Here is a 24,575-nt window from a genome sequence, read left to right on the forward strand (position 1 = left end):
ATTATGAAATTAACGCAATTTAGGCCTGTAAAATAAAAACAATGCTTATGGAAAATTTTAATGCAGCCAATGAAATCCAGGATCTTCAGTATTTTGGTGAATTCGGTGGAGTGAACCCATCCATCTCTGACAGCTCTACCTATACTTTCCTTTCTGCCAAAACAATGTTTGATACTTTTGAGGGCAATGCTGAAGGATGTTATCTGTACTCAAGACATTCATCTCCGATGAATCTTTACCTGGCTCAGGCTCTGGCAAAATTAGAAAATACAGAATCAGCGAATGTTACGGCTTCCGGAATGGGGGCTATTACATCTGTTCTGATGCAGGTATGCAAAAGCGGTGATCACATTATTTCCAGCAGAACGATCTATGGTGGAACCTATGCTTTTCTGAAGAATTTCCTGCCTTCATTTCATGTTGAAACCTCTTTTGTAGATATCGGAAATTTTGAAGCTGTTGAAAACTCTATTAAGCCTAATACCAAAGTAATCTATTGTGAAAGTGTTAGTAATCCGCTTCTTGAAGTAGCTGATCTTAAAAAACTTTCAGCACTCTGTAAAAAGCACAATTTAAAACTGATTGTAGACAATACATTCTCTCCGCTTTCTATTTCTCCAACATTGTTTGGAGCAGATATTGTGATCCACAGCTTAACAAAATTTATCAACGGAAGCAGTGATACTGTAGGTGGCGTATATTGTGGAACTCAGGAATTTATTAATGATACTAAGAATGTAAACTCAGGAGCATGTATGCTTCTTGGTCCTACAATGGATAGCTTCAGATCTGCAAGTATTTTAAAAAATCTGAGAACACTTCATATCAGAATTAAACAACACAGCTACAATGCAATGTACCTGGCTGAGAGATTTGAAAGAGACGGCCTGAAAATATCTTATCCCGGCTTACCATCCCATAAAAACCATGAACTTATGAAAAGTATGATTCATGAGGAATACGGATACGGAGGATTATTAACATTAGATGCAGGTACTACAGAAAAAGCTAATGAACTTATGGAACTTATGCAGGAAGAAAACCTAGGCTATCTTGCTGTAAGTTTAGGATTCTATAAAACACTGTTCTCCTGTTCAGGAAAATCTACCTCATCTGAGATTCCGGAAGAAGAACGAACTTCTATAGGTATTTCTGACGGGCTGATCAGATTCTCAATCGGGCTGGATCATGATATAAAACGAACCTACCACAAAATGAAAGAATGCATGCTGAAAGTAGGTATTCTTAACCATGAAAACATTTCTATACTCTAATTTTATTGTTAATAAAAGCTGCCTTTCGGCAGCTTTTATTTTTTATGGTAATGATGAGGAAAAGCATCCTCCGGTCTCATTTTAAAAACATTTAAGAGAATCCAGGATTTCAGAAAACCATAGCCATATGAAAACATCTGAATATAAGTTGAAATAACTGCCATACCGGCAATACTTATGTTTTTAGTCAATAATAAAGCATGGAAAAGAACCAGAAAAGTGTAAAGACCATAAAAAGTCAGAATAATCCCTTTTCCAAGAATAAAGTATTCTAAAAATCCCATAATATAGCCTAACATAAATAAGGTAGGAAAAGCAAAGGAAATCTTTACATAATTGGGATGCCTCTGATTCAGAATAGGCCTTGCACATCCGAACTGATAGACCTGCTTGGAGAATTTACCAAAATCAACTCTGCGTTTATGATAAACTGCAATATCATTAAAAAACGCAGTCGTATATCCATTTTCCCAAAGCGTCATTGATAAATCCGGATCTTCCCCTATTCTCATTTCTGAAAATCCGCCTACTTTATTAAAAACTTCTTTTTTCACTCCCATATTAAAGCTTCTGGGCTGAAATTTGGAAACAGCCTTCTTGCTGCCTCTGATCCCTCCGGTTGTAAAAACAGAAGTCATAGAATACGAAATTGCTTTCTGCATCAGATTAAAACCTTTATGGGCCTTATCTGCACCACCAAAAGCGTCACACGGAATCGTCTGAATATCTTTTTTAATATGCTCGATATAGTCTTTCTCAACGATCACATCACTGTCTACAAAAACCAGCCATTCATTCGCTGCTCTTGCCGCACCATAGTTTCTTGTCAGTCCCGGTCCGGAATTATCCTTTCTGAAATATTTAATATCCAGAATCTCTTCAAAATTCTTTATTGTAGGTTTCAGATCGATAACAGAGCCATCGTCAACGATAATAATTTCAAATTCTTTATCCGTTTGCAGGGTAAGTGAAGTCAGCAACTCGAAAAGCTCATCCTTTCGGTTGTAAATAGCAACAATAATGGAAATACTAGGTTTCAAATTGAAAATTTTTCAAAATTACTTATTCACAGGAGAAACTACAAACAGTTTGACAGCTTCTTCTGAGAAATTAACTCTATTAGGCTTCTTAAATAAATATCCCTGATTTAAAATAGATACAAAATACCAGTGAAATCATAAATACAATAACTGAGCAGCTAAAAAGTATCAGTTTAAAGAGACTTTTAAAATAATAAACTTCCAGTACATGCAAAATAAAAAACAGCAAAAACGAAATAGCCAGCCCTATTAAAGAGCCGATAATTATTGTCTGTGTATGATTTTCTGCAGGTAACGGACCTTGAAAGGCAATAAAGAAAAAAAAAGCTGCTGTTACAATGAAACGGAGACTGACCTTTTCAGTATAATATTTATATTTTCGGGTCTTCCTATTGTGTTTTTTAATTTCATTTTCAAAACCTCCAGGATTGGCCCCTGAGCTCAAAGAGCTGACACCGTCCACAAAAACATCCAAAAAATCAAAAAAGCTCCAGCTCATATTTTTTTATCATCAAAAATTATTTCCCTTCTAATTTATGCACTTTCTTTGTTCCTTCATACATTTCATACTGCAAAAATCTGGTTTCCAGCTTACCATTGAAAAGTTTAATCTTTCTCGAAGGACGTAACCCTATTTTTTTCACGGCTTCAAGATCGGAAGAAATCAGCCAGGCCAGTGTATTAGGATAGCTTGTTTTAAAGGTATCCCCTATCTTTTTATAGAAATCATCATCATTAATGGAAATTCTCTCATCATAAGGAGGATTAAACACCATCAATAATGGGAAAAGTTCTTTTTTAGAATCAAAGAAATTCTGCTTTTTGATCTCAATGACATCTTCCATTTCTGCAGCTTCAACATTGATTCTTGCTGCATTCAGCATTCTGGCATCAATATCATATCCTACAATTTTCCCGTCAAACTGCCTCACTCTGTTGATTCTGAATTCCTTAATTTTTGCAAATAAGTCAGCATCATAATTACTCCAATTCTGAAATGCAAATCTTCTTCTGAAAATCTGAGCCGGAAGATCAAGGGCTATCATTGCCGCTTCAATCAATAATGTTCCGGAACCGCACATCGGATCAAGGAAATTTCCTTTTCCGTCCCAGCCGGCCAGTTGAAGCATTCCGCTTGCCAGCACTTCATTGATCGGGGCTTCACCCTGCTCTCTTCTATACCCTCTTTTAAATAAAGGATCTCCGGATGAATCTAAAGAAATTATGACCAGTTCCCTGTCAATATGAAGATGGAACTTGATATCCGGATTTTTAGTTTCTACATTCGGACGTCTTTTAAATTTTTCCTGAAAATAATCCACAATAGCATCTTTCATCTTTAAAGTCACAAATTGTGAATGCTTAAAAGTTTCAGAATTCACCGTCGAATCTATTGAAAAAGACTGATCAACATCCATAAAATCTTCCCATGGAAATTTAAAAAGCCTGTCATAGAACTGATGTTGGTTAAAGGCTTTAAACTCATGAATAGGCACTAAAATTTTCAGCGCTGTTCTGGCCGAATAATTTATTTTGTAAAGAAAACCAAGATCTCCTTCACAATTGACCGCCCTATTCTTAATTTCAACATTTCTTCCACCTAATTTTTTAATTTCTTCTGCAAGAATCTGCTCCAGTCCGAAGAATGTTTTTATCTGAATTTTTATATTTTCCGTATCCATAAATAAGAATTAAAAGTTTTAAAACACTAACAACCAACACATTGAACACCCAACCAATGACCTAATTGAATTTTTCAATCTTTTAATGTTGTAAAATACTTTGCTTTTAACCGCACAAATTTAGTTATTTTTGCATTATGGAATGGTTTGAATCTTGGTTTGATACCCCTTATTATCATCTGCTTTATAGCAACAGAGACTATACAGAAGCCGAAAACTTCATCACAAAACTTACTGCGGACCTTCAGCTTCCGCCCAATTCCAAAATCATAGATCTTGCTTGTGGTAAGGGAAGACACTCCGTTTTTCTGAATAAACTAGGATATGATGTTTTGGGACTGGATCTGTCAAGACAGAGCATTGAATCTGATAAACAATTTGAAAATCAAACATTGATTTTTGAAGTGCATGACATGAGAAATCCAATCGATGCTGATCCTATGGATGCCGTATTCAACTTATTTACCAGCTTTGGATACTTTGATAACGAGAATGACGATAAAAAGGTCTTCCAGTCTGTATATAATGTACTGAAACCCGGAGGATATTTCGTGCTGGATTATCTTAATGAAGAATATGTCAGAAAAAATATGATCCCTGAAAGCCATGTAACACGAGGAGACATTGACTTTAAAATCCTTAAAAAGATTGAAGGCAGACACGTGATCAAGGATATCCGTTTCGAAGCAGACGGTAAAACATTTCATTTTTTTGAAAAAGTAAAACTTCATACTCTGGAAGCCATCAATGCTTATGCTTCAGAATGCGGTTTTGAAAGAATAAAAATCTGGGGAGATTATCAGCTGAATGAATTTGACAGAGAAAACTCTCCGCGTTGCATCAATTTATTTAAGAAAAAATAATGACCACAGTACTTTTACTGATTTTAAGTGTAATCGCAGGGGTATTTCTGGGGAAACATTTTGGTAAAAAAGAAAAACTGGCTAAAAATCTACTGATTCTAAGTGCCGGTTTTCTGATTACCATCTGTCTGAACGAAGTCTTTCCTGAGGTCTATACTTCCAATGCAGGCAGCAGCCTCGGAATATTCGTCATCGCAGGAGTTCTTCTTCAGATGATTCTGGAAGCTTTAACCAAGGGGTTTGAGCACGGACACTTCCATCACCATAATGAACACAACATCCTTCCCATAGCTTTAATGGTAGGACTATTTATCCATGCATTTATTGAAGGAATCCCCCTTGCGAACGAAAAACATGAATTATCACCCTATCTTTTGGGAATTTTATTTCATAATCTTCCGATCTCTTTTATTTTGGGTGCCTTCCTGTTTAACAGGAAAGATGAATCGAGAAACACATCCTCTTACCCTTCTTTACTGATTGTGGCTCTTTTCTCTTTAGCCTCTCCAATGGGAATGTTACTGGGAAATTATTTTAATCCGGACTTACAACCTTATTTCTTAGCTATCGTAGGCGGAATCTTTCTTCATATTTCATCAGTGATTATTTTTGAAAGTAATAAAAACCACAATATAGATTGGGTAAAAATAGGTTTGGTAGTACTGGGAGTCTCCCTTGCGCTCATCATGCATATCTTTCATCATCATCCTCATTAAAAATATTTTGACGACATAAAAAAGCTCCGGAATATCCGGAGCTTTTATTGTTATAGAAATCAGAAATTAGAATTTCCATCCAAAGGTAAGGAAGAAATTATTTCTGCTGTTTTTAACATCTGAAACTGCATATGCATCACTTGCCACTACATTGGTAGAAGAATTAGAATAATACGCAGTATCTATATTACTGGTCTGAATTCCTCTCATGAAAGGATTGCTGTACTTAGAAGTTATATTCTGATAAGAAGCATCTATATAGAATGCTTTGAAATCATACCCAATACCGAAAGAAACCAGGTTTCTGTTGTTCAGTATAAGATTACTGTATGACTCCTCTCCCACAGTTCCCGCACTGTTAAATCTGTCAATCGTAAGCGCATCAAAAGGACTGGACACATAAGAATATCCTCCTCTTAATCTAAGTTGTTGAATTCTGTATTCTGCTCCAAGTCTCAGCTCGGATAAGTTTTTGTAATTTGCTTTAAAGAAATCATTAATTTCTCTCTCAGCCGGACCGTATACTTTATAATCAGGTTTCGTAAGCCCTAAGGTATAGTCTACGTTCAAAGAGAAATTCTTATTGGCTACAAATGCAGCACTTACCGTTGCTTTAAGCGGAGAAGTGAACTTTCTTGATTCATAACCCATATCTTTTCCCGGATTCGGCTGATTGTAATAATAGGTATAATCTCTGTCTATACTCCAGAAAGTAGGGGTCTCAAGAGTTGCTCCCACTCTGAAATTACGGCTCAATTTACCAATTACCCCTAAGGATGCTGAAAAACCTGATGATCTTTCATAATAGGGAGTATCCTGCTTATCGAATGCTTCTATTCTCTGAGTCTGGAGGTTCTGATAAGCCAGCCTGTCAGACTGATCTACCGTCGCATTGAAAAAATTCAATCCTGCTCCGATATAAAAGCTGTGATTATAATTAGCTCCTACCCCGAAACTCATTTTTGATAAATTTCCATATCTTGAATAAGCATGGGCTGCCAGTGACGCTCCTGTAGAAGGATCCTTAGAATCCATATCGTAGATTACATTACTGTTACCCGGAGACTGTATTACATTATCAAGAGACTGATTAGAATAGTTAACACCAATATTAATAAACTTCCACGCTGTTCCAGTCATCAACGGAAATGAAATAATACCTCCTGCATTTCCAAGATCTCCTCTCGTTTTGCTATAGTCTAAAGTAGCACCAGCCATAGAACTGCTGTTCTTATTACCTGTAATGGATAAAGTAGCAGAAGCCTCTCCTGAAATCGCCACCCCTAAACCTGCCGGGTTCGTAAGAAGGGAACTTGCATCACCTCCTAATGCCCCGTTTGAACCAGCCATTCCATTAAATTTAGCTGAGCCCACCATCGGAGAATTAGAGTAAACATCTACAGTATTCCTTAACACAGAAACATCCTGAGCCTGCGCAAAGAAAGCTGCAGAAATACTCATTAATACTAAAGATTTTTTTAACATTATATTATTAATAGTTTATTTACTTAAAGATTATCTGAAGCCGCCGCTACCACCACCGGATCTCATGCCGCCTCCGCCGCCTCCTCCTCTGAAGCCTCCGCCGCCGGAATTAAAGCCGCCGCCGCTTCTGAAGCCTCCACCGGAATCCATAGATCTGAATCCTCCGTTGTTATATCTAGGCTGAGAATTGTATTGTGGCGGCATAGAATTACGGAATCCACCCTGGTTTCCTTGTCTGAAACCTCCGGAATTAGAATCCCCTCTAAATCCACCGGAATTCCCTTGTCTGAATCCGCCAGAGTTCCCCTGTCTGAAGCCGCCTGAATTTCCTTGTCTGTAACCATTATTAGACCCGTCTCTGAAGCCGCCGGTATTGGTATTTCCATTATTTCTGAATCCCGAACCGGTATTCGCCATATTGGTTGTATTAGATCTGTAGATAGCACTTCCAATGGCAGGACTACCTACAAAACCTCCTGTAGCTCCACTTCTTCTGTAATTGACAGGTCGGTAGTAGCCACCCCCCCAATATCCTCCATAACCACCATAGCCCCAATAAGGGTTGCCATAGTATCCGCCCCAGAATGGATCATAGTAACCACCCCAGTAAGGACTTCCCCAGCCGAAAGAGCCTCCCCAGCCCCATCCGAAAGATCCGCCCCAACCCCAGGACAATCCCATATTCCAGCCCCATCCACGGTTCCAGCCCCAATATGGGCTATATCCTCCATACCATCCTCCCGGATAACCGTATCCGTATCCCCAGGAATTATTATAATAGTTGGTTTGAGAACCTGCAAAGGCACCCCAGTCAGAATCTGTAGCATTGGTACCCCAATTAGGATTTGTACCGCTCCAGTCGTTATATTTATTTTGTTGGTCTCTTGAATTTTCCTGTGCATTTTGGATCACATTAGAATCCTGATAGTAGTCGTAATATTCGCCTACTCTGTTTCCGCTACCATTAATGATCACTCCTTCTGGTAGCGTATCCTTATTAGGGTCATAATAAACCCCGTCGGTCTCGCTATACCCTCCCATCTGAGCACCACAAGACACAAGCAGTAATCCACCCGAAATTGCTAAAATTCCTTTAGATCTTAGCAAACCAAGCAAATTTTTATGTATATTTCTTTTCATGATAACGTAAAAATTTTTAAATTAAATTATATTTGCAATCTGTACCAAAAATGTACCAAATACTGATTAAAAAATCTATCAAAAATAGATTTTTATTTTTAGATAACAATAATGTGCAAAAGTTAAAAAAATTTTAAAAGATAATGGCAAAATTAACCTCAAGAAGCGAAGATTACAGCAAATGGTATAACGAGCTGGTTGTAAAAGCTGATTTGGCTGAAAACTCAGGAGTTCGCGGATGTATGGTAATCAAACCGTACGGCTATGCAATCTGGGAAAAAATGCGTGATGAAATGGATAAAAAATTCAAAGAAACAGGTCACGTGAATGCATACTTCCCGCTTTTTGTGCCCAAGAGCTTATTTGAGGCTGAGGAAAAAAATGCAGAAGGTTTTGCAAAAGAATGTGCTGTAGTGACTCACTACAGATTAAAAACTGACCCAAATAATCCTTCTAAACTGATTGTAGATCCGGATGCAAAGCTGGAAGAGGAACTTATTGTTCGTCCTACATCTGAAGCAATTATCTGGAATACATATAAAAACTGGATTCAGTCTTACAGAGATTTACCTATACTTATCAACCAGTGGGCGAATGTCGTGCGTTGGGAAATGAGAACCCGTCTATTTCTTAGAACTGCGGAATTCTTGTGGCAGGAAGGGCATACGGCTCACGCTACAAAAGATGAAGCTGTAGAAGAGGCAGAAAAAATGAACAAAGTATATGCGGATTTTGCTGAAAACTTTATGGCTATTCCTGTTATTCAGGGATTAAAAACACCTTCTGAAAGATTTGCAGGTGCAGATGAGACTTATTGTATCGAAGCATTAATGCAGGACGGTAAAGCACTTCAGGCAGGAACTTCTCACTTCTTAGGTCAGAATTTCGCAAAAGCGTTTGATGTAAAATTCACGAACAAAGAAGGAAAAATCGAACATGCATGGGCAACATCATGGGGAACATCAACACGTCTGATGGGTGCTTTGATTATGACTCACTCTGACGACTTCGGTTTGGTATTACCTCCAACACTGGCACCTATTCAGGTAGTAATTGTGCCTATTTTTAAAGGTGAAGAACAATTGGCTCAGATCAGTGAGGTTGCTTTAGAAATTCAGGCTAAATTAAGAGCCAAAGGCATCTCTGTTAAATTCGATAACGATACCCAGAACAAGCCGGGCTGGAAATTTGCGGAATATGAATTGAAAGGTGTTCCGGTAAGAATTGCAATGGGACCAAGAGATCTTGAAAACAATTCTGTAGAAATTGCAAGAAGAGATAATCTGACAAAAGAAGTTCGTTCTATTGAAGGGTTGGATTCATATATTGAAGAATTATTGAAAACCATTCAGCAGGATATTTTCAACAAAGCTTTCAACTTCAGAAAGGATAATATCACAAAAGTGGATACCTATGAAGAGTTTAAGAAAGTTTTAGAGGAGAAAGGAGGATTTATTTATGCTCACTGGGATGGTACTGCTGAAGAGGAAGAGCAGATCAAGGATGAAACTAAAGCGACGATCAGATGTATTCCTTTGGATGATGATGTGGAAGAAGGAGTTTCATTGATCTCCGGAAAGCCTTCTCAGAGACGTGTATTATTCGCAAAAGCGTACTAATAATTTTGATAATTTTTAAATTTTTCGTTCTCTTTTCAAGAAATATTCAAAAAAAAGTGACATTTTGGACGGATTTTTGTTTAAATTTATCACAACATTAATCCAAAAAAATTTATTATTATGTCTTTAAATGTCATTGATTTAATTAAAGGACAATTAGGTCCCGCTTTAGTATCACAGGCTGCATCACAGTTTGGAGAAAGCGAATCTGGTATTTCTAAAGCCATTGGCGGCTTATTACCTGCAGTAGTGGGAGGGCTGGCCAATCATGCAGATAACCCTGGTGTGGTAGACGCTATAACGAAAGCTTCTTCAAGTGGAATTTTAGGAAACTTACTGGGAGGTTCATCCAGCAATCCTATTATTTCCAACTTATTATCTTCTCTTTTTGGAGATAAGGTGAGTGGACTTGTCAATTCCATTGCCAGTTTTTCAGGAGTCAGCAATAATACTGCAGGTTCTTTATTAAATCTGGTAACCGGAGCTACGGTAGGTACTGTTGGAAAATATGCAGCAGATAACAATCTAGGAGCTTCAGGAATTTCCAGTTTATTGAATGATCAGAAAGGCATTGTTTCTTCTTTACTGCCGGCAGGTCTTTCTTTGGCTTCTTTTGGTTTAGGAGCTGAAAACTGGTTTGGGCAGGCTAAAGAAACAGTTTCTTCGGTAACTTCTACAGCGAAGGATAATATTGCGGAAGGAGTGGCTACAGCCAGAGAAAATGTTAATGAAGGAGCAAGAGAGATAAGAGAACAATTTAATAATAACAACAATAATAATCAAGGCGGAGGCTCAATCTGGAAATGGTTGCTTCCGCTTTTATTATTAGTAGCAGCCGCTTATTTCTTAATGAAACAATGTAAGAAAAAAGAGACGACGACGACTACAACAACAATGTCTGATTCTGCCAATACAGGCGCCACTAAAGATACAGCCACTGTTTCAGGAACAGCAACCCCTGCTGCGACAACCACTAAGACTGATGAAAATATTGACCTTAACGGAGTTATGCTAAAAGGCTACAAAGGCGGTATGGAAGATCAGATGATTTCTTTCCTTAAATCGGGCGGTTATAAAAATGCTGCTGACGATTCAGCATTGAAAGAAAAATGGTATGACTTTGACCATGTTAATTTTAAAATGGGAAGTTCTACTGAATTAGAAGCTGGTTCACAAGGCCAGATGGACAACCTTGTAGCGATCTTAAAAGCTTTCCCTGATGCTAAAATCAAAATCGGTGGCTACACAGATAAAACAGGTAATGAAGCTTCTAACATAAAGCTATCTCAGGCAAGAGCAGATTATATTAAAGCTGCTTTAGGTAAAGCAGGAGTAGGTGCTCAGGTACTTGGAGCGGAAGGTTACGGAAGTAAATTCGCTAAAGTAGATGCAAAAGCTTCAGATGCAGAAAGAGCTGCAGACAGAAAAATGTCTGTAAGATTTTCAAAATAAATCTTTAGACTTAATAAAAATTAGATCCCGAAAAACACTTTTCGGGATTTTTTTATGTCTTAATTTTTCTGTTTACATTTATTTAATTAAATTTGTTAGTCATTTCTAACATTTATGAATTTCAATTTAAAAAGCGCCTGGCGAAAAGATAAAACATCTCATTCTTTATCAGAGGTTTATTCTTCTGTTAAAGTTCCTAAAAAAGGATCATTCTGGAGAAAATATCTTGCATTTACAGGGCCCGGATTAATGATCGCCGTGGGCTATATGGATCCGGGAAACTGGGCAACAGATATTGCCGGCGGTGCACAATTCGGATATACCCTTCTGTCAGTCATTCTTATTTCCAATATTTTCGCAATGGTTTTACAACATTTATCGGTAAAACTGGGCGTAGTCGCGGAAAGAGATCTGGCTCAGGCCTGTAGAGACCATTTTAGCCCCACAACCAATTTTATTCTCTGGGTATTTTGTGAAATAGCAATTGCCGCCTGTGATCTTGCTGAAGTGATAGGCTCTGCCATCGCCTTAAATCTATTATTCCATATTCCATTAACCTGGGGAATTGTGATTACGACAGTGGATGTTTTGGTTATTTTACTCCTTCAGGCCAAAGGTTTCCGATGGATAGAAAGTATTGTGGGCGGACTTATTTTTATTATTCTGGCGTGTTTTGCTTATGAAATCGTTATTTCAAAACCAGCTTTCTATGAAATTCTTGGCGGATTAGTCCCGCAAAAGGAAGTTATTCAGAATCCTGCTATGCTTTATATTGCAATCGGAATTCTGGGAGCCACTGTAATGCCTCATAATTTATATTTACACAGCAGTATTGTTCAGACCAGAGACTACACCCGTGACACGGAAGGAAAAAAGGAAGCCATTAAATTTGCAACGTTAGACAGTACCGTTTCTTTAATGCTGGCCTTTTTTATCAACGGGGCCATCCTTATACTGGCTGCAGCTACCTTTCATACAACAGGAAATGAACATGTTGCAGACATCCATGACGCTTATAAAATGCTGACCCCTATTCTGGGAGCTTCCATGGCTAGTATTGCATTTGCGATTGCTCTGCTTGCATCCGGACAAAACTCCACCCTTACCGGAACACTGGCCGGACAGATTGTAATGGAAGGTTTTTTAAATATCAAACTAAAACCCTGGCTGCGAAGACTGATCACAAGGCTGATTGCCGTTATTCCTGCATTAATTGTCGCTATCCTTTACGGAGAACAGGGAACCACCGAATTACTGGTATTAAGTCAGGTCATTCTTTCTATGCAGCTTAGTTTTGCGGTAGTCCCGTTGGTTATGTTTACCAATGATAAAGCTAAAATGGGAGAATTTGTCAACAAACCTATTATGAAAATCTGTGTTTGGGCTATTTCTGTTATTATTATCATTTTAAACCTGTATTTGTTATACCAGACATTTACAGGAGAACAGTAATAGTATCCGGGATAATGGGCTGCAGGTGTCATTTTTTCAGATATACGGGGAGCTGAAGCTACTGGTTTATCATTTCATGCTTAATGATCTGATCTCTAAAATCGCATTACGTACCCCTTAAAAAACACAGCTGATTGACCTGCTTTTCATTTCATATCTTCATTGGAATAGTTCCACAACATCATTATTGACAAATCATCATCTGTGGCATTTTCATGAATGCCATTTTCTGCCTTAATGTCCTGATTTTTTATTTGGCAGAGTCTTTGTCAAACAATCAGTAAATAAATATTGAATTATGGAAAACCAGGATATTAACGAAGAAAGCATCAATAATCAAGGTGAAAACAACATTCAGAACGAAGCCGTATCTGAGGACAATGTGACAGCTACTCCTTCTGCTGAAGAACTTTTGGCAGAAGAAAAAGACCGTTACATCAGATTATATGCTGAGTTTGAAAACTATAAAAAAAGAACGTCTAAGGAGAAGATGGAATTCTTCCAGTATGCGAACCAGGAAATGATGGTTTCTATGCTTGGCGTTTTAGATGATTTCGAAAGAGCATTAAAAGAAATCGCTAAAAATGGGAATTCTGCAGACCTTCAGGGGGTAGAACTGATCTATCAGAAATTCAAAAATAAACTTACTGAGAAAGGATTAAAAGCGATGGAAGTAAAAGCAGGCGACAACTTTGATGTAGACTTCCATGAAGCGATTACTCAAATTCCTGCTCCCTCAGCAGATTTAAAAGGAAAAATCGTAGATGTTATTGAAACTGGCTATACTTTAAGCGATAAGGTAATCCGTTTTGCAAAAGTAGTAACAGGAAACTAATATATAAACGATAAATGATGAGTGATAATAGATAGGAAGCTATACTTTTATTACTGAATTTTAATATCTTTTATCATTTATCAATCATCAATTATAGATAGAGAAAGTCATGTCAAAAAGAGATTATTACGAGGTTCTGGAGATCAGCAAATCTTCATCTGCCGACGAAATAAAAAAAGCATACCGAAAAATGGCCATCAAATTTCACCCTGATAAAAATCCGGGAGATAAAGAGGCAGAAGAGAAATTCAAAGAAGCAGCTGAGGCTTACGAAGTATTAAGCGACGATCAGAAAAGAGCCAGATACGACCAGTTTGGTCACGCCGGAGTAGGCGGAAATGGTGGCTTTGGAGGCGGTGGCTTCGGAGGCGGAATGAATATGGAGGATATCTTCAGTCAGTTTGGAGATATTTTCGGAGGAGGTTTCGGAGGCTTCGGCGGCGGTGGCGGTGGACGCCAGCAGGTGAAAGGTTCTAATTTAAGAATCAGAATCAAACTGAACCTTGAAGAAATGGTAAATGGTACCCAAAAAACCATTAAAGTAAAAAAAATGAAAGTAGCGGAAGGAGCTACTTCAAAAACATGTCCTACCTGTAACGGATCCGGTGTTCAGGTAAAAGTCATGAATACTATGTTTGGTCAGATGCAGACACAAACGACCTGCGGTACTTGTCAGGGAATCGGAAAAGTAGCTGACAAAATCCCTGCTGGAGCTAATGCACAGGGACTTGTGAAGGATGAAGAGGAAATTACGATAAATATCCCGGCAGGAGCAAGAGACGGGATCCAGCTTAATGTAAGAGGTAAAGGAAATGATGCTCCGTTTGGAGGAACTCCGGGAGACCTATTGGTTATCGTTGAAGAAGAGGTAGATCCGGTTATCAAAAGAGAGGGTGACAATCTTCATCAGGAGTTGTATGTTTCATTTGCAGAAGCTGCTCTCGGAACAAAAAGAGAAATCCCGACTGTCGGCGGGAAAGTGAAGATTACGGTAGATCCGGGAACTCAATCCGGAAAGATCCTGAGATTGGCAGGAAAAGGTCTTCCAAGTATCGACAGCTACGGAAAAGGCGATATGTTTATCCATATTAATGTATGGACTCCGCAAAAGCTGTCCAAAGAACAGAAAGATTTCTTTGAAAAACAGATGGCCAGCGGGGAAATGGTTGCAGAACCATCCGGAAAGGAGAAAACTTTCTTTGATAAAGTAAAAGATTTATTCAATTAATATACAAAAGGATTCCTACGGGAATCCTTTTTTCGTTGTTTAGTTAGCCACTATACTCATGATTAAAAACAAAAATCCTGTACTACAATCAGTACAGGATTTTTCTCATTATTTAATCTAAAATTTTATTTTTTTACTACCCGTGAATATATTGTTTTCCCGATGGTGAAGACAGCCACTGCAGCTAATCCGCCTACAATTCCAAATGTAAATTCTTTAAGAATGGAAGGCCATGTTGGTAATAGCTCATGTAAATAATGAATATTGTGAGAAAATATACCGCCTGAAACTAAGATCAAGGCGATCGTTCCCACGATTCCAAGCAACTTAATAATGACAGGTAATGCTTTGACCAATAAATGTCCCAGTTTTGAAAAGAAACCTTTATCATGACTTTTTTTAATCAATGAAAATCCTGCATCATCCATTCTTACAATAAGGGCAACGATTCCGTACACGCCTACCGTAGCCAGAAATGACACAAAAGTAACCGTAATAATCTGAGTAAGAAGCGGATGCTCCTGCTGAATAACTGTTCCCAGAGCAATAATAACAATTTCAATAGAAAGAATGAAGTCTGTCCTGATGGCTGAGTTTATTTTTGCTTTCTCAGAAACTTCCGGATTTTCATCTTCTTTACTGTCTTCTGCCACTTCATGTCCTTTTTTGGAACGGTGAAATAAGAATTCAATGATTTTTTCTACCCCTTCAAATGCAAGATATAAACCTCCCAGAATAAGAATCATTTCAATAGCCGGTTTGTACAACCAGTTCAGAAGAAACGCTATAGGAAGAATGATCAGTTTATTGATAAAAGATCCTTTGGTAATTGCCCATAAAACGGGAAGTTCTCTTGAAGAAAGGAAGCCTGTAGCTTTTTCTGCATTTACAGCGAGATCATCTCCTAAAATACCTGCTGTTTTCTGGGTAGCAATTTTACTGGTTACTGCTACATCGTCCATCAATGCTGCAAGATCATCTAAAATTGCAAAAAAGCCCGATGCCATATTTTAATGTTTTTTTAATCTTTGTTAAGTTCAGCAAAAATAAATATTTAATTCTATTTTTTACCTGTTTGCAAAATAATAATTTTAAAGCTTTGGAAATAAAAAAATCTGTTATTTTCACTACATTTGATCTATGAAAAGGCTGGTTATCAAGTATCATTTTTTCGTTATGGGATGCATCGGTTTTCTGCTGCAGTCCTGCAATACAAAATTTAAAGTCTGGGTAGGCCCCGGCGGCCAGCAGAAAATCTATAATTTAAAGTACGGAGAACATAAAAGACAGAAAATGGATATTTTCCTGCCTAGGGATTATCCGGTAGATTCTCCCGTGGTGCTTATCGTACATGGCGGTGCATGGACTTTAGGCAAAAAAGAACATATGATCCAGCTTCAGAAAATGCTTTTTGAAAATAAGATTCCCAGCATCAATATCAACTACAGGCTGGTTTCCAAAAAGAAAAACATTACTTACAAACAACAACTTGAAGATATTGGCCGTGTTATTGAAAAATTTAATTCTTTAGCAGATAAGGCTGAACTTCTCCCGGATAATTATATTCTGCTTGGAGAAAGCGCCGGAGGACATCTTGCCCTGTTGTATGGATATCAGCACCCTGATCAGGTAAAAAAAATCATCTCTCTAAGCGGGCCCACAGACTTTTACAGTCCTGAATATCTGAATTCGTTTTATTCCAAATACACTTCTCCTACGATTCAAAAAGTGGTAGGAACAAAATTTAACCGGAAAAATGTCTCCGAGGCCTTTAAAGAGGCCAGCCCAATCGCCAACATTACGAATGTCCCTACTTTATTGTTTCAGGGAAATCAGGATATTCTGGTGAATCAGCATCAGGGATTAGCAATGGATTCTGCACTTACAAAGCTTAACATTCCTCATAAACTGATATTTATGGAAAAAACAGGTCATACACCCAGATTTTTCAGTAAAAGAAAAAGAGACGGGATTATCTATCCCGGTATTCTGGAATGGATAAAAAAATAACCTGCTCTCCGGCAGGTTATCTGTTATAATATATTTGTTATTTATTCAAAATCTTTATTTTCATACTTATCAGACAGGTCTTCTTTTTTTCCGAAAACAAATTTTGCAATCACCGGTACCGTAGTAATCAATACAATCACAATGATAATGTATTCCAGCTTCTCTTTAAGGTTGATGCCAAATTGTTCCATAAATAATTTATCAAGATAATGGCCTGCGAAGATCAGAATAAATGACCATAATACTGCCCCGATAACATTATCTCTTAAAAATTCTTTTTTATCCATCTTCACAATTCCTGCAACAATGGGCGTAAAAGTTCTTACTACTGGTAAAAATCTTGCCATAATAATGGCCAGAGCTCCATGTTTTTCAAAGAAATCGTGCGCCTGATAAAGATATTTTTTCTTAAAAAACATCGTATCCGGTCTCTTATATAAAGCAGGGCCTGCCTTTCTTCCGAAAAAATATCCTACTTCGTTCCCGATAATAGCTGCAAGAGCTACTCCTGAAGCTAAAAGAGTTGTATCTAAGAAATCGCTCCCTGTAGAGCCAAATGTCTCTTTGATGATCTCAACAGCATAAATCCCTGAAACAAACAATAAAGAGTCTCCGGGAAGAAAAAATCCTACAAAAAGGCCTGTTTCCGCAAAAACAATAAATAAAATTAGCCAAAACCCTCCCATTTTAATGTAAAACTCCGGGTTTAATAAATCCTTCCAGCTATTAAAATCTTCCATATATATCGATGAACAACAAAAATAAGTCTAAAATGTCTGAAACAAAAATAAATTATAAGATTTTAACTAAAATTCAAATATGATCCTTTACAGTTCCATATCATCATCAGAAACCGCCGTTCCATCGGCCATCAGGAATGCTTTTAAGAACGGAGTGATATTTCCGTTCATTACAGCATCCACATCTGAGGTTTCATGTCCTGAACGTACATCTTTCACCAGTTTATAAGGATGCATTACATAGTTTCGGATCTGGCTTCCCCACTCGATCTTCATTTTGTTTGCTTCAATCTCATTTCTGGCTTTCATTCGTTCTTCCAATTCCATTTCATATAATCTGGAACGTAAGAGCTGCATGGCTTTTTCTTTATTCTGAAGCTGCGAACGGGATTCTGAGTTTTCAATAATAATTCCGGTGGGTGCGTGACGAAGACGTACTGCTGTCTCTACTTTGTTTACGTTCTGACCTCCGGCACCTGAAGACCTCATTGTTTCAAAGGATATATCGGCAGGGTTAATATTAATTTCGATGGTATCGTCTACTAAAGGATACACATAAACAGAAACAAAACTCGTATGACGTTTTGCATTACTGTCAAATGGTGAAATTCTTACCAAACGATGAACTCCGTTTTCGCCTCTCAAATATCCGAAGGCAAATTCACCTTCTATTTCAAGGGTAACGGTCTTCACTCCGGCTACATCTCCTTCCTGGAAGTTCAGTTCACGGATTTTATACCCCTGCTTTTCTGCCCACATCGTATACATTCTCATCAGCATGGATGCCCAGTCGCAACTTTCCGTTCCTCCTGCTCCGGCTGTAATCTGAAGAACCGCTGAAAGCTCATCTCCTTCGTTAGAAAGCATGTTTTTAAACTCCAGGTCTTCTATTTTTTCCACCAGCTGCGGAAATGTTTCATCCAGTTCTTTTTCGGAATCAGGGTCTTCTTTGGCAAAGTCTGCCAATACCTGAAGGTCTTCAAACTGGGTATGAATTTCATCGTAACCTTCCACCCATTTTTTCTTGGAACGAAGCTGTTTCAGAAAAGCTTCGGCAGTTTTAGGATTATCCCAAAACTCAGGTGCGGCTGTTTTTTCATCATCATTGGCAATTTCTATCTTCTTTTTTTCAATCTGAAGATAACGATGTAAATCTTCAATTCTGGACTGAACTTCTTTTATCTGGTCGTTGTTAATCACGATTTTTTCTTTTTTGCAAAAATAAGGATTTCTTTTGGAGTGGAAAGCTTAGGATCTTGAGTTTTAGATGCCGGATGAAGACTTTAAGGTTCCTGATATCAGGATTAAGCCCTATCATTATCCCTTAAAACTACAATTATCCTACCCTATCAATGACTGCACTTCCTGTGCGACCTTATATCATTCTGTGATCTTTATTTATCGCGTGAAACAGGAAGGTAAAAATTTCTTTGAATCAGCCATTTTATTATATCATTTTAGTGACTTCTTCTCCGATCTTCGGAGCAAGAGCCACTCCCATTCCCGAAAGCCGGACAGCACAGAGCTGTTTTTCTGAAATTTCTTTGATCAAAGGTGTTTTTTCTGATCCCATGGCCATAATTCCTGACCAGCGGAGTGCAATCTTAAACTCCTGATTGGGGAGTACCACTTCTTTTAAGAAATTTTCCAGATGATCTTGAAGAAAAGCAGTGGTTTCCAAAGCAGTTGTTTCTTCCGTTTTGAAATCCCGGTTTCGTCCGCCACCCAATAATATCCGGTTTCCTACATTTCTAAAATAATAAAATCCTTCGTCATAATGAAAAGTACCTTTAAGCTTCAGATCTTTAATGGGTTCCGTCAGAAGAATTTGTCCGCGTGCAGGAATGATGTCTTCGTCTAAAAATACTGAACTAAATGCATTCGTACAATAAATTACTTTATCCGTCTTTACTGAAAGGCCTTCGGAAAGATGAACCTCTACCTCATTTGACTTTTCTGCAATATTTTTAACTTCTGTTCCAAACAAAAACTCTATTTTAAGTTCATGGCATTTTTCCAGAAGCTTTTGTAATAATTTACCTGAATGAAGGCTTCCTTCACAGGTATTCTCAATCAGGAACTGCGATTTTCCCAATCCGAATTCCCGGATTTTTTCCGGTTTCAGGCTGTATGTTGTCTTAAGTCCGGTAACAGTCTGTAATTGTTCGTTAACAAAATTTACATATTGCAGGGGTTCAGCATTGTTTATAATTTCATATCCGCCATTAAGCTCAAAATCTATTTCGTCGGGGTTAAAATATTTTCTGATCTTTTCCAGTCCGTTGAATCTCATTCTGACAAGTTCCCATGTTTTTTGCCAGCCCATTTTTTCAGCATCGGCCAGAATTTCCGTCAGGCTTCCGAAACAGGCAAACCCGGCATTTCTGGTGGAAGCACCCAATGGGATTCTGTTCCGTTCAATAATGAGAACAGACTTTTCAGGATATTTTTCTTTTAAAGAAATGGCAGTCCAGAGTCCTGAAAAACCGGCCCCGATAATAACAATATTTCTTTTTCTGTAAAAGGTTTCCAGTTCCCAGATGCTGTTCATAACCAGTTGACCGTTTTATATGACATTAGCCTTCTTTTTCATCATCGTGATGAAAACCTATAGCTCTTCTTGGCTCTTCAACTACTTTATAAGTTTCCAGTTCATTTTTTAGTGCCTGAATTCTGAATTGAAATTCATCGAAATTATTGATAATGGCATCTGCTAAAAATTTAGCGACCTGGTCAAGATATTCTTCTGTAAGTTTTCCTGCTGCATCTCTCAGAGCCCCGTTTAAAAGATTCTGATCTATTCGCAGTTTTTCATTTCTTGTTCTCTGATAAAGATTTTTAATTCTCTTTTTCAGACTCTGGGTAAAGTCAATAAGCATCGTATTGCTAAAAGCCTTCATCTTCGATGAAATTTCATGCCAGAACGGAACTTTATCTGCTTTGTTGTTTTTAAGGATTTTATACAACAGAGAGTCCTCTTCAAGCCCTCTTGTCATAGCATACAAAATAATCTCCGAACGTTCTGAAGCATTCGGCGGAAATATAGGAATCATTACATCAAATCTTCCCGGAGCAAGAACTTCCTCATCAATTTCTGCTACAGAATTGGCAGATCCTACCATCAGAACACCTTCTTTTTCAAATTTACTGATATAATGAAGGATGAGTTCCTGTGCTTCAAGATTGCAGGAAGCAATATCTGTTTCTGCTTTTCTCTGCATCATAATTTCATCAAAATCATCCAGGAAGAGCAGCACTTTATTTTCTTTCATCATAGACAGTAAAAAATCGCTGAAATTGATTTCATTTCCGTCAATCAGTGAAGTTCCCAGATAATGTTTCTTCACTTCCTTAAACTTATACCCGATGATTTCTGCAATTTTATTCGCCCAGAAGATTTTCCCGCTTCCCGGAGGTCCGTACAAAATAATTCCTGCAGGACGGTTAATTCCCCAGTCTTTAATCTGCTGAGGATTCAGGAAGGGTTCCAAGACTGCCGAGGTATAAAAAAACAAATCCCGGTATCCTATGAAATCTCTTTGTTGCAGACTGGTTTTATGTCCGAAATAATCATAAACAAACTGATAATTTCCTCCTAACTTATTGTCGATCCCATAGCTTGAAATAGAGGATTTGAAAAACCCGTTATCAAAAATATTGGGATTCTGATCTTTAAGGGCCTTCTCCACTTTATCTTTCGGCTGGTTGATCACTTCTGCAATCTGTTCTACCGTTTTGTTTTTATCAAGATCTTTTTCGTACAATCTTAAAAAATCTACATTTTCCCGGGCAAATTTTTCAAAATCATCTTTCACTTCAAAATTTGTACTGATACAGTCTACCAGTTCAAGATCAAAATCCTGTATAAACTGTTTGATGGCTTCTGCAGATACATTTAATTCTTCTGCCAGTTCAATTAACTTCATATTTCCCTATTAGTTCTATCAAATTTAATATTTTAATCTTAAAAATTCAATGAAACTTTGTATTCTTTTTTTATTTCGCAATGATCCTTTTTATTAATTTTATCAAAAATGACAATGATGAAAAAATATACTATTGTACAGGGCTCATCAGTGCCCTCGTCGTGCCTGTCCTGCCGCGGCATTTCGGAAGCAGAAAATAAGAAACCTGAATTATAAAAAAATAGGGGGCGTTGTGGTAAAGCAAAGGAAAACTCCGCCTCATATGCTTCAGAAGTCAGAGCCCTTCCGCAAAGGAATGAGCAGAATACAGGAGTTGAATTTATCCTAGGAAATCAGAATACCTAAAGAGCGGTTTTTACCACTTGGAAAAGATATTCCATCCCATTAAATAAAAAGGCTGCCATTTGGCAGCCTTTCTTCATTTTTACTTTTTATCTAACAACGGAAGATATTTTCCGTATCCTTTTGATTCCATTTCCGCTTTTGGAATAAATTTCAGGGAGGCGCTGTTGATACAGTAACGCAATCCTCCTTTATCCTGAGGCCCATCGGTAAAAACGTGTCCTAAATGGGCGTCTCCTGTTTTACTTCTTACCTCTACCCTGTCCATTCCGTGGGTACTGTCAAGTTTTTCATCAATTAAACTTTTGGTAATCGGCTTTGAGAAACTTGGCCATCCGCAACCTGATTCAAATTTATCCGTTGAAACAAACAAAGGTTCTCCGGTAGTGATATCCACATAAATACCTTCACGGGTTTCGTTCCAGTATTCATTCTGGAAAGGTTTTTCGGTACCGTTTTCCTGAGTTACATTGTATTGTTCAGCGGTAAGTTTTTCTTTTAAAACTTTTTTATCCTGTTTTTTATAGGTTTCTTTTGGAAGTGGATTGGCTTTTTTCGCCATTTCGAAAAGCCCCGGTTCAATATGGCAGTATCCGCCCGGATTTTTATCCAGATAATCCTGATGATAATCTTCAGCTCTGTAGAAATTTTTCAAAGGAATTGTTTCTACCACTACCGGCTTGCTATAATTTTTAGCCAGCTTTTCAACTTCTCCTTTCACCAGAGCTTCGTCATTTTTATTGGTAAAATAGATTCCTGTTCTGTATTGATTTCCCCTGTCATTTCCCTGCTGATCTTTACTGGTAGGATCAATGGTTTTAAAATAAAGATCAATCAACAGTTTCAGATCTACCTGCTCCGGATCGTATTTTACTTTTACGGTTTCGGCAAAGCCTGTCGTATGGCTTACCACTTCTTCATAGGTAGGATTTTGAGTATTTCCGTTCGCATATCCCACTTCTGTTCCTACCACACCGCGAATCTGTTGAAAGAAATGCTCTGTTCCCCAAAAGCATCCGCCTGCAAAATAAATCTCTCTGACATTTTTATTATCCATAGTTTCCTGATTTTCTTTTTTAAGTTCTACTTTTCCGGGCTTGGTATGTTTAAACAGCCCCGAACCGGCAGCAAAAACTGCTATACCCAGAACAATTCCGAGTACAATAAATATATTTTTCATTTTTTTATTTTTATCCATTATTATTATTATTATTATTATTATTATTTTGAACGATCATTACACCCAATCCCAAAAGCAAAAGATCTTTTAAGATAAAGAAATCAGTGACAGGTATTCCGTCCACGATCTTCCACATTCCCGGCGTTGTAAAGAGATAACTTAACGTGACAAGAAAAGTGACAATCATTCCTATTCCGGCATATTTTTTAAGTACTGCAAATTTCACACTAAATATCAGTAATAGTGCAATGATAATTTCTATCATTCCGATAAGATTTGACACTGCCTGAGCACTTATCATCTTATATACGAAAAAAGTAAGAAAGTGGTTTTCTACCAGAGGTTTTATAGCAGCTGCTTCTGTAGGGGTAAATTTGAAAATACCTATCCACAACAAAATAAGAGCGGCCCCAAAAAGGGAAATATAATATCCAGGCTTATATGTTCTTGATTGATTTTTGTGAGGTTGTGTTGTTCTGACCATATGTTGATTTTTAATTATACTTTATTTTCAAAAGTATAGTCGGAACAATTCCAAAATCCTGACAGGATTTTTTTTAAAAATCCAGCTTTTTATTTATTTTATTTTTAAATCCCTGAATATCAATGTTTTTAATTTCAGATTCTTTTTGAGTGAAAGTTTCTGTAAAGATCTTGTCCAGTAATGCTAATTTTTTGCTGTACATCTTACACCATTTGCAAATCATTAAGTGCATACTTAGTTTCCAGTTTTCTTTGGAAGAAATAGCATGAGCATTACGTTTTTCCATCAGCAAAGTAGCTTCGCTGCAGGGTAAGAATATAATATGGATAATTTTTTTAAACATTTCAATTATGATAACTTTGAAAACCAGTTGAATTCCAGACATTCTCTGAGCTGCATCCGGCTTCTTTGTAAGATCTTCCAGAGATTAGTCGTTGAAACCTCAAATTCCTGACTCACTTCCGAAGCTTTTTTTTCTTCAAGATAATACATTTTCAACAAAATCTTCCATCTGGGGGGGAGTTCTTCAATACAATCCTCCAATGTTTTATTAAAATCATGATCGTCCAACAGCTCAGTCTCTTTCCCTTCTGCATTCCAGTCGTTAAGAACATCATCTTTTTTCCAGGAGCCTGTTTCATCAAAAAAATGATCCAGTCTGATCTGAGGTTCAGATTTATATTTTTTCCGGTAAAAATCTGCTGTTTTTCTGTTCAGAATAGCCATCAGCCAGGTCAGAGGCTGGCTTTTCCCTTCAAAGGAATCATAAGAAGAAAATGCAGCTACAAAAACGTCCTGAACAAGATCCTGTGCTTCTTCTTTATCGGAAAGCAGGTAAAAAGCTTTTTTTAAAAGGGGCTCAGAATATTCTTCTATCCAGCTTTTCAGTACTTCGTTTTTCGTCATTTTTTGTGTATGCTGTTTTTACCTTTTCAGATGACTACGAAGATAGTAAGTTAAATCTAAAGAATAGTTTTTTTTAACCACGAATACACAAATCAGAACTTTATTCATTTGCAGATCAGGTTTAGCAGAATAACCCGGTCACAAAACTTCATTTCCTTTTTCCTTTATTCCGGATCATCAAAAGCATTATCGGATTCGGGC

General features: G+C 37.5%; 22 protein-coding genes. 9 read left to right on the top strand and 13 right to left on the bottom strand.

Going from position 1 to position 24,575, the window contains the following annotated elements:
* The first annotated feature begins 47 nt into the window (after window positions 1-47).
* Window positions 48-1,274 (top strand): aminotransferase class I/II-fold pyridoxal phosphate-dependent enzyme, encoded by a 1,227-nt coding sequence (locus JO178_RS04355; RefSeq protein WP_291932243.1) that lies wholly within the window; start codon window positions 48-50, stop codon window positions 1,272-1,274.
* Between the two features lie 35 nt (window positions 1,275-1,309).
* On the opposite strand, the gene JO178_RS04360 is transcribed toward JO178_RS04355, so the two are convergent.
* Window positions 1,310-2,314: a glycosyltransferase gene (locus tag JO178_RS04360; RefSeq protein ID WP_291932246.1), complete on the bottom strand. Its 1,005-nt coding sequence runs from the start codon at window positions 2,312-2,314 to the stop codon at window positions 1,310-1,312.
* Between the two features lie 518 nt (window positions 2,315-2,832).
* On the bottom strand, window positions 2,833-3,996 hold the full coding sequence (locus JO178_RS04365) for a class I SAM-dependent RNA methyltransferase (RefSeq protein ID WP_291932250.1): 1,164 nt from the start codon (window positions 3,994-3,996) through the stop codon (window positions 2,833-2,835).
* Window positions 3,997-4,133: 137 nt separating this feature from the next.
* Between JO178_RS04365 and JO178_RS04370 the strand changes: the two genes are divergently transcribed.
* Window positions 4,134-4,859: a class I SAM-dependent methyltransferase gene (locus JO178_RS04370; protein ID WP_291932253.1), complete on the top strand. Its 726-nt coding sequence runs from the start codon at window positions 4,134-4,136 to the stop codon at window positions 4,857-4,859.
* Window positions 4,859-5,575: a ZIP family metal transporter gene (locus tag JO178_RS04375; RefSeq protein ID WP_291932255.1), complete on the top strand. Its 717-nt coding sequence runs from the start codon at window positions 4,859-4,861 to the stop codon at window positions 5,573-5,575. The genes JO178_RS04370 and JO178_RS04375 overlap by 1 nt, the downstream gene beginning before the upstream one ends.
* 66 nt (window positions 5,576-5,641) lie before the next feature.
* Here JO178_RS04375 and JO178_RS04380 read toward each other — a convergent pair whose 3' ends face one another.
* On the bottom strand, window positions 5,642-7,036 hold the full coding sequence (locus JO178_RS04380; protein WP_291932258.1) for a hemin receptor: 1,395 nt from the start codon (window positions 7,034-7,036) through the stop codon (window positions 5,642-5,644).
* Window positions 7,037-7,090: 54 nt separating this feature from the next.
* Entirely contained in the window at window positions 7,091-8,200 is a 1,110-nt protein-coding gene (locus JO178_RS04385) for a prolyl-tRNA synthetase (RefSeq protein ID WP_291932262.1), read from the bottom strand.
* A 143-nt stretch (window positions 8,201-8,343) separates the two neighbouring features.
* Between JO178_RS04385 and proS the strand changes: the two genes are divergently transcribed.
* From proS to dnaJ, 5 genes are all read left to right on the top strand, one after another.
* Entirely contained in the window at window positions 8,344-9,819 is a 1,476-nt protein-coding gene (gene proS, locus JO178_RS04390) for a proline--tRNA ligase (protein ID WP_291932265.1), read from the top strand.
* Window positions 9,820-9,939: 120 nt separating this feature from the next.
* On the top strand, window positions 9,940-11,271 hold the full coding sequence (locus JO178_RS04395) for an OmpA family protein (protein WP_291932267.1): 1,332 nt from the start codon (window positions 9,940-9,942) through the stop codon (window positions 11,269-11,271).
* A gap of 114 nt (window positions 11,272-11,385) precedes the next feature.
* Window positions 11,386-12,723 carry an Nramp family divalent metal transporter gene (locus JO178_RS04400; protein ID WP_291932270.1) on the top strand — a complete coding sequence of 446 codons (1,338 nt, stop codon included), beginning with the start codon at window positions 11,386-11,388 and terminating at the stop codon, window positions 12,721-12,723.
* 295 nt (window positions 12,724-13,018) lie between these two features.
* Window positions 13,019-13,558, top strand: a complete 540-nt coding sequence (locus JO178_RS04405) for a nucleotide exchange factor GrpE (protein WP_291932981.1) — start codon at window positions 13,019-13,021, stop codon at window positions 13,556-13,558.
* A 109-nt stretch (window positions 13,559-13,667) separates the two neighbouring features.
* On the top strand, window positions 13,668-14,786 hold the full coding sequence (dnaJ, locus tag JO178_RS04410; RefSeq protein ID WP_291932272.1) for a molecular chaperone DnaJ: 1,119 nt from the start codon (window positions 13,668-13,670) through the stop codon (window positions 14,784-14,786).
* Between the two features lie 125 nt (window positions 14,787-14,911).
* On the opposite strand, the gene JO178_RS04415 is transcribed toward dnaJ, so the two are convergent.
* A complete protein-coding gene (locus JO178_RS04415) occupies window positions 14,912-15,793 on the bottom strand; it encodes a DUF808 domain-containing protein (protein WP_291932277.1) in 882 nt (293 codons plus the stop codon).
* A gap of 133 nt (window positions 15,794-15,926) precedes the next feature.
* Between JO178_RS04415 and JO178_RS04420 the strand changes: the two genes are divergently transcribed.
* Window positions 15,927-16,796 (top strand): alpha/beta hydrolase, encoded by an 870-nt coding sequence (locus JO178_RS04420; RefSeq protein WP_291932281.1) that lies wholly within the window; start codon window positions 15,927-15,929, stop codon window positions 16,794-16,796.
* A gap of 41 nt (window positions 16,797-16,837) precedes the next feature.
* Here the strand turns inward: JO178_RS04420 and JO178_RS04425 are convergent, their stop codons facing one another.
* The 8 genes from JO178_RS04425 to JO178_RS04460 all read right to left on the bottom strand — a co-directional run bounded on the left by JO178_RS04425 (window position 16,838) and on the right by JO178_RS04460 (window position 24,374).
* Window positions 16,838-17,536: a VTT domain-containing protein gene (locus JO178_RS04425; RefSeq protein WP_291932284.1), complete on the bottom strand. Its 699-nt coding sequence runs from the start codon at window positions 17,534-17,536 to the stop codon at window positions 16,838-16,840.
* A gap of 87 nt (window positions 17,537-17,623) precedes the next feature.
* A complete protein-coding gene (gene prfB, locus JO178_RS04430) occupies window positions 17,624-18,736 on the bottom strand; it encodes a peptide chain release factor 2 (protein WP_291932287.1) in 1,113 nt (370 codons plus the stop codon).
* 247 nt (window positions 18,737-18,983) lie between these two features.
* Entirely contained in the window at window positions 18,984-20,087 is a 1,104-nt protein-coding gene (locus tag JO178_RS04435; RefSeq protein WP_291932290.1) for an FAD-dependent oxidoreductase, read from the bottom strand.
* Window positions 20,088-20,112: 25 nt separating this feature from the next.
* Complete coding sequence (locus tag JO178_RS04440; protein WP_291932293.1) at window positions 20,113-21,462, bottom strand: AAA family ATPase; 1,350 nt, start codon at window positions 21,460-21,462, stop codon at window positions 20,113-20,115.
* Window positions 21,463-21,886: 424 nt separating this feature from the next.
* Window positions 21,887-22,984 carry a peptide-methionine (R)-S-oxide reductase MsrB gene (gene msrB, locus JO178_RS04445; RefSeq protein WP_291932296.1) on the bottom strand — a complete coding sequence of 366 codons (1,098 nt, stop codon included), beginning with the start codon at window positions 22,982-22,984 and terminating at the stop codon, window positions 21,887-21,889.
* Window positions 22,985-22,994: 10 nt separating this feature from the next.
* Window positions 22,995-23,468, bottom strand: a complete 474-nt coding sequence (locus JO178_RS04450; protein ID WP_291932299.1) for a DUF417 family protein — start codon at window positions 23,466-23,468, stop codon at window positions 22,995-22,997.
* Between the two features lie 73 nt (window positions 23,469-23,541).
* Window positions 23,542-23,811: a hypothetical protein gene (locus JO178_RS04455; protein WP_291932302.1), complete on the bottom strand. Its 270-nt coding sequence runs from the start codon at window positions 23,809-23,811 to the stop codon at window positions 23,542-23,544.
* 5 nt (window positions 23,812-23,816) lie between these two features.
* Window positions 23,817-24,374, bottom strand: a complete 558-nt coding sequence (locus tag JO178_RS04460; RefSeq protein WP_291932305.1) for a sigma-70 family RNA polymerase sigma factor — start codon at window positions 24,372-24,374, stop codon at window positions 23,817-23,819.
* Window positions 24,375-24,575: the final 201 nt, after the last annotated feature.

Origin of the sequence: Chryseobacterium sp. (genome assembly GCF_019236175.1) — a bacterium.
Lineage (GTDB): Bacteria > Bacteroidota > Bacteroidia > Flavobacteriales > Weeksellaceae > Chryseobacterium.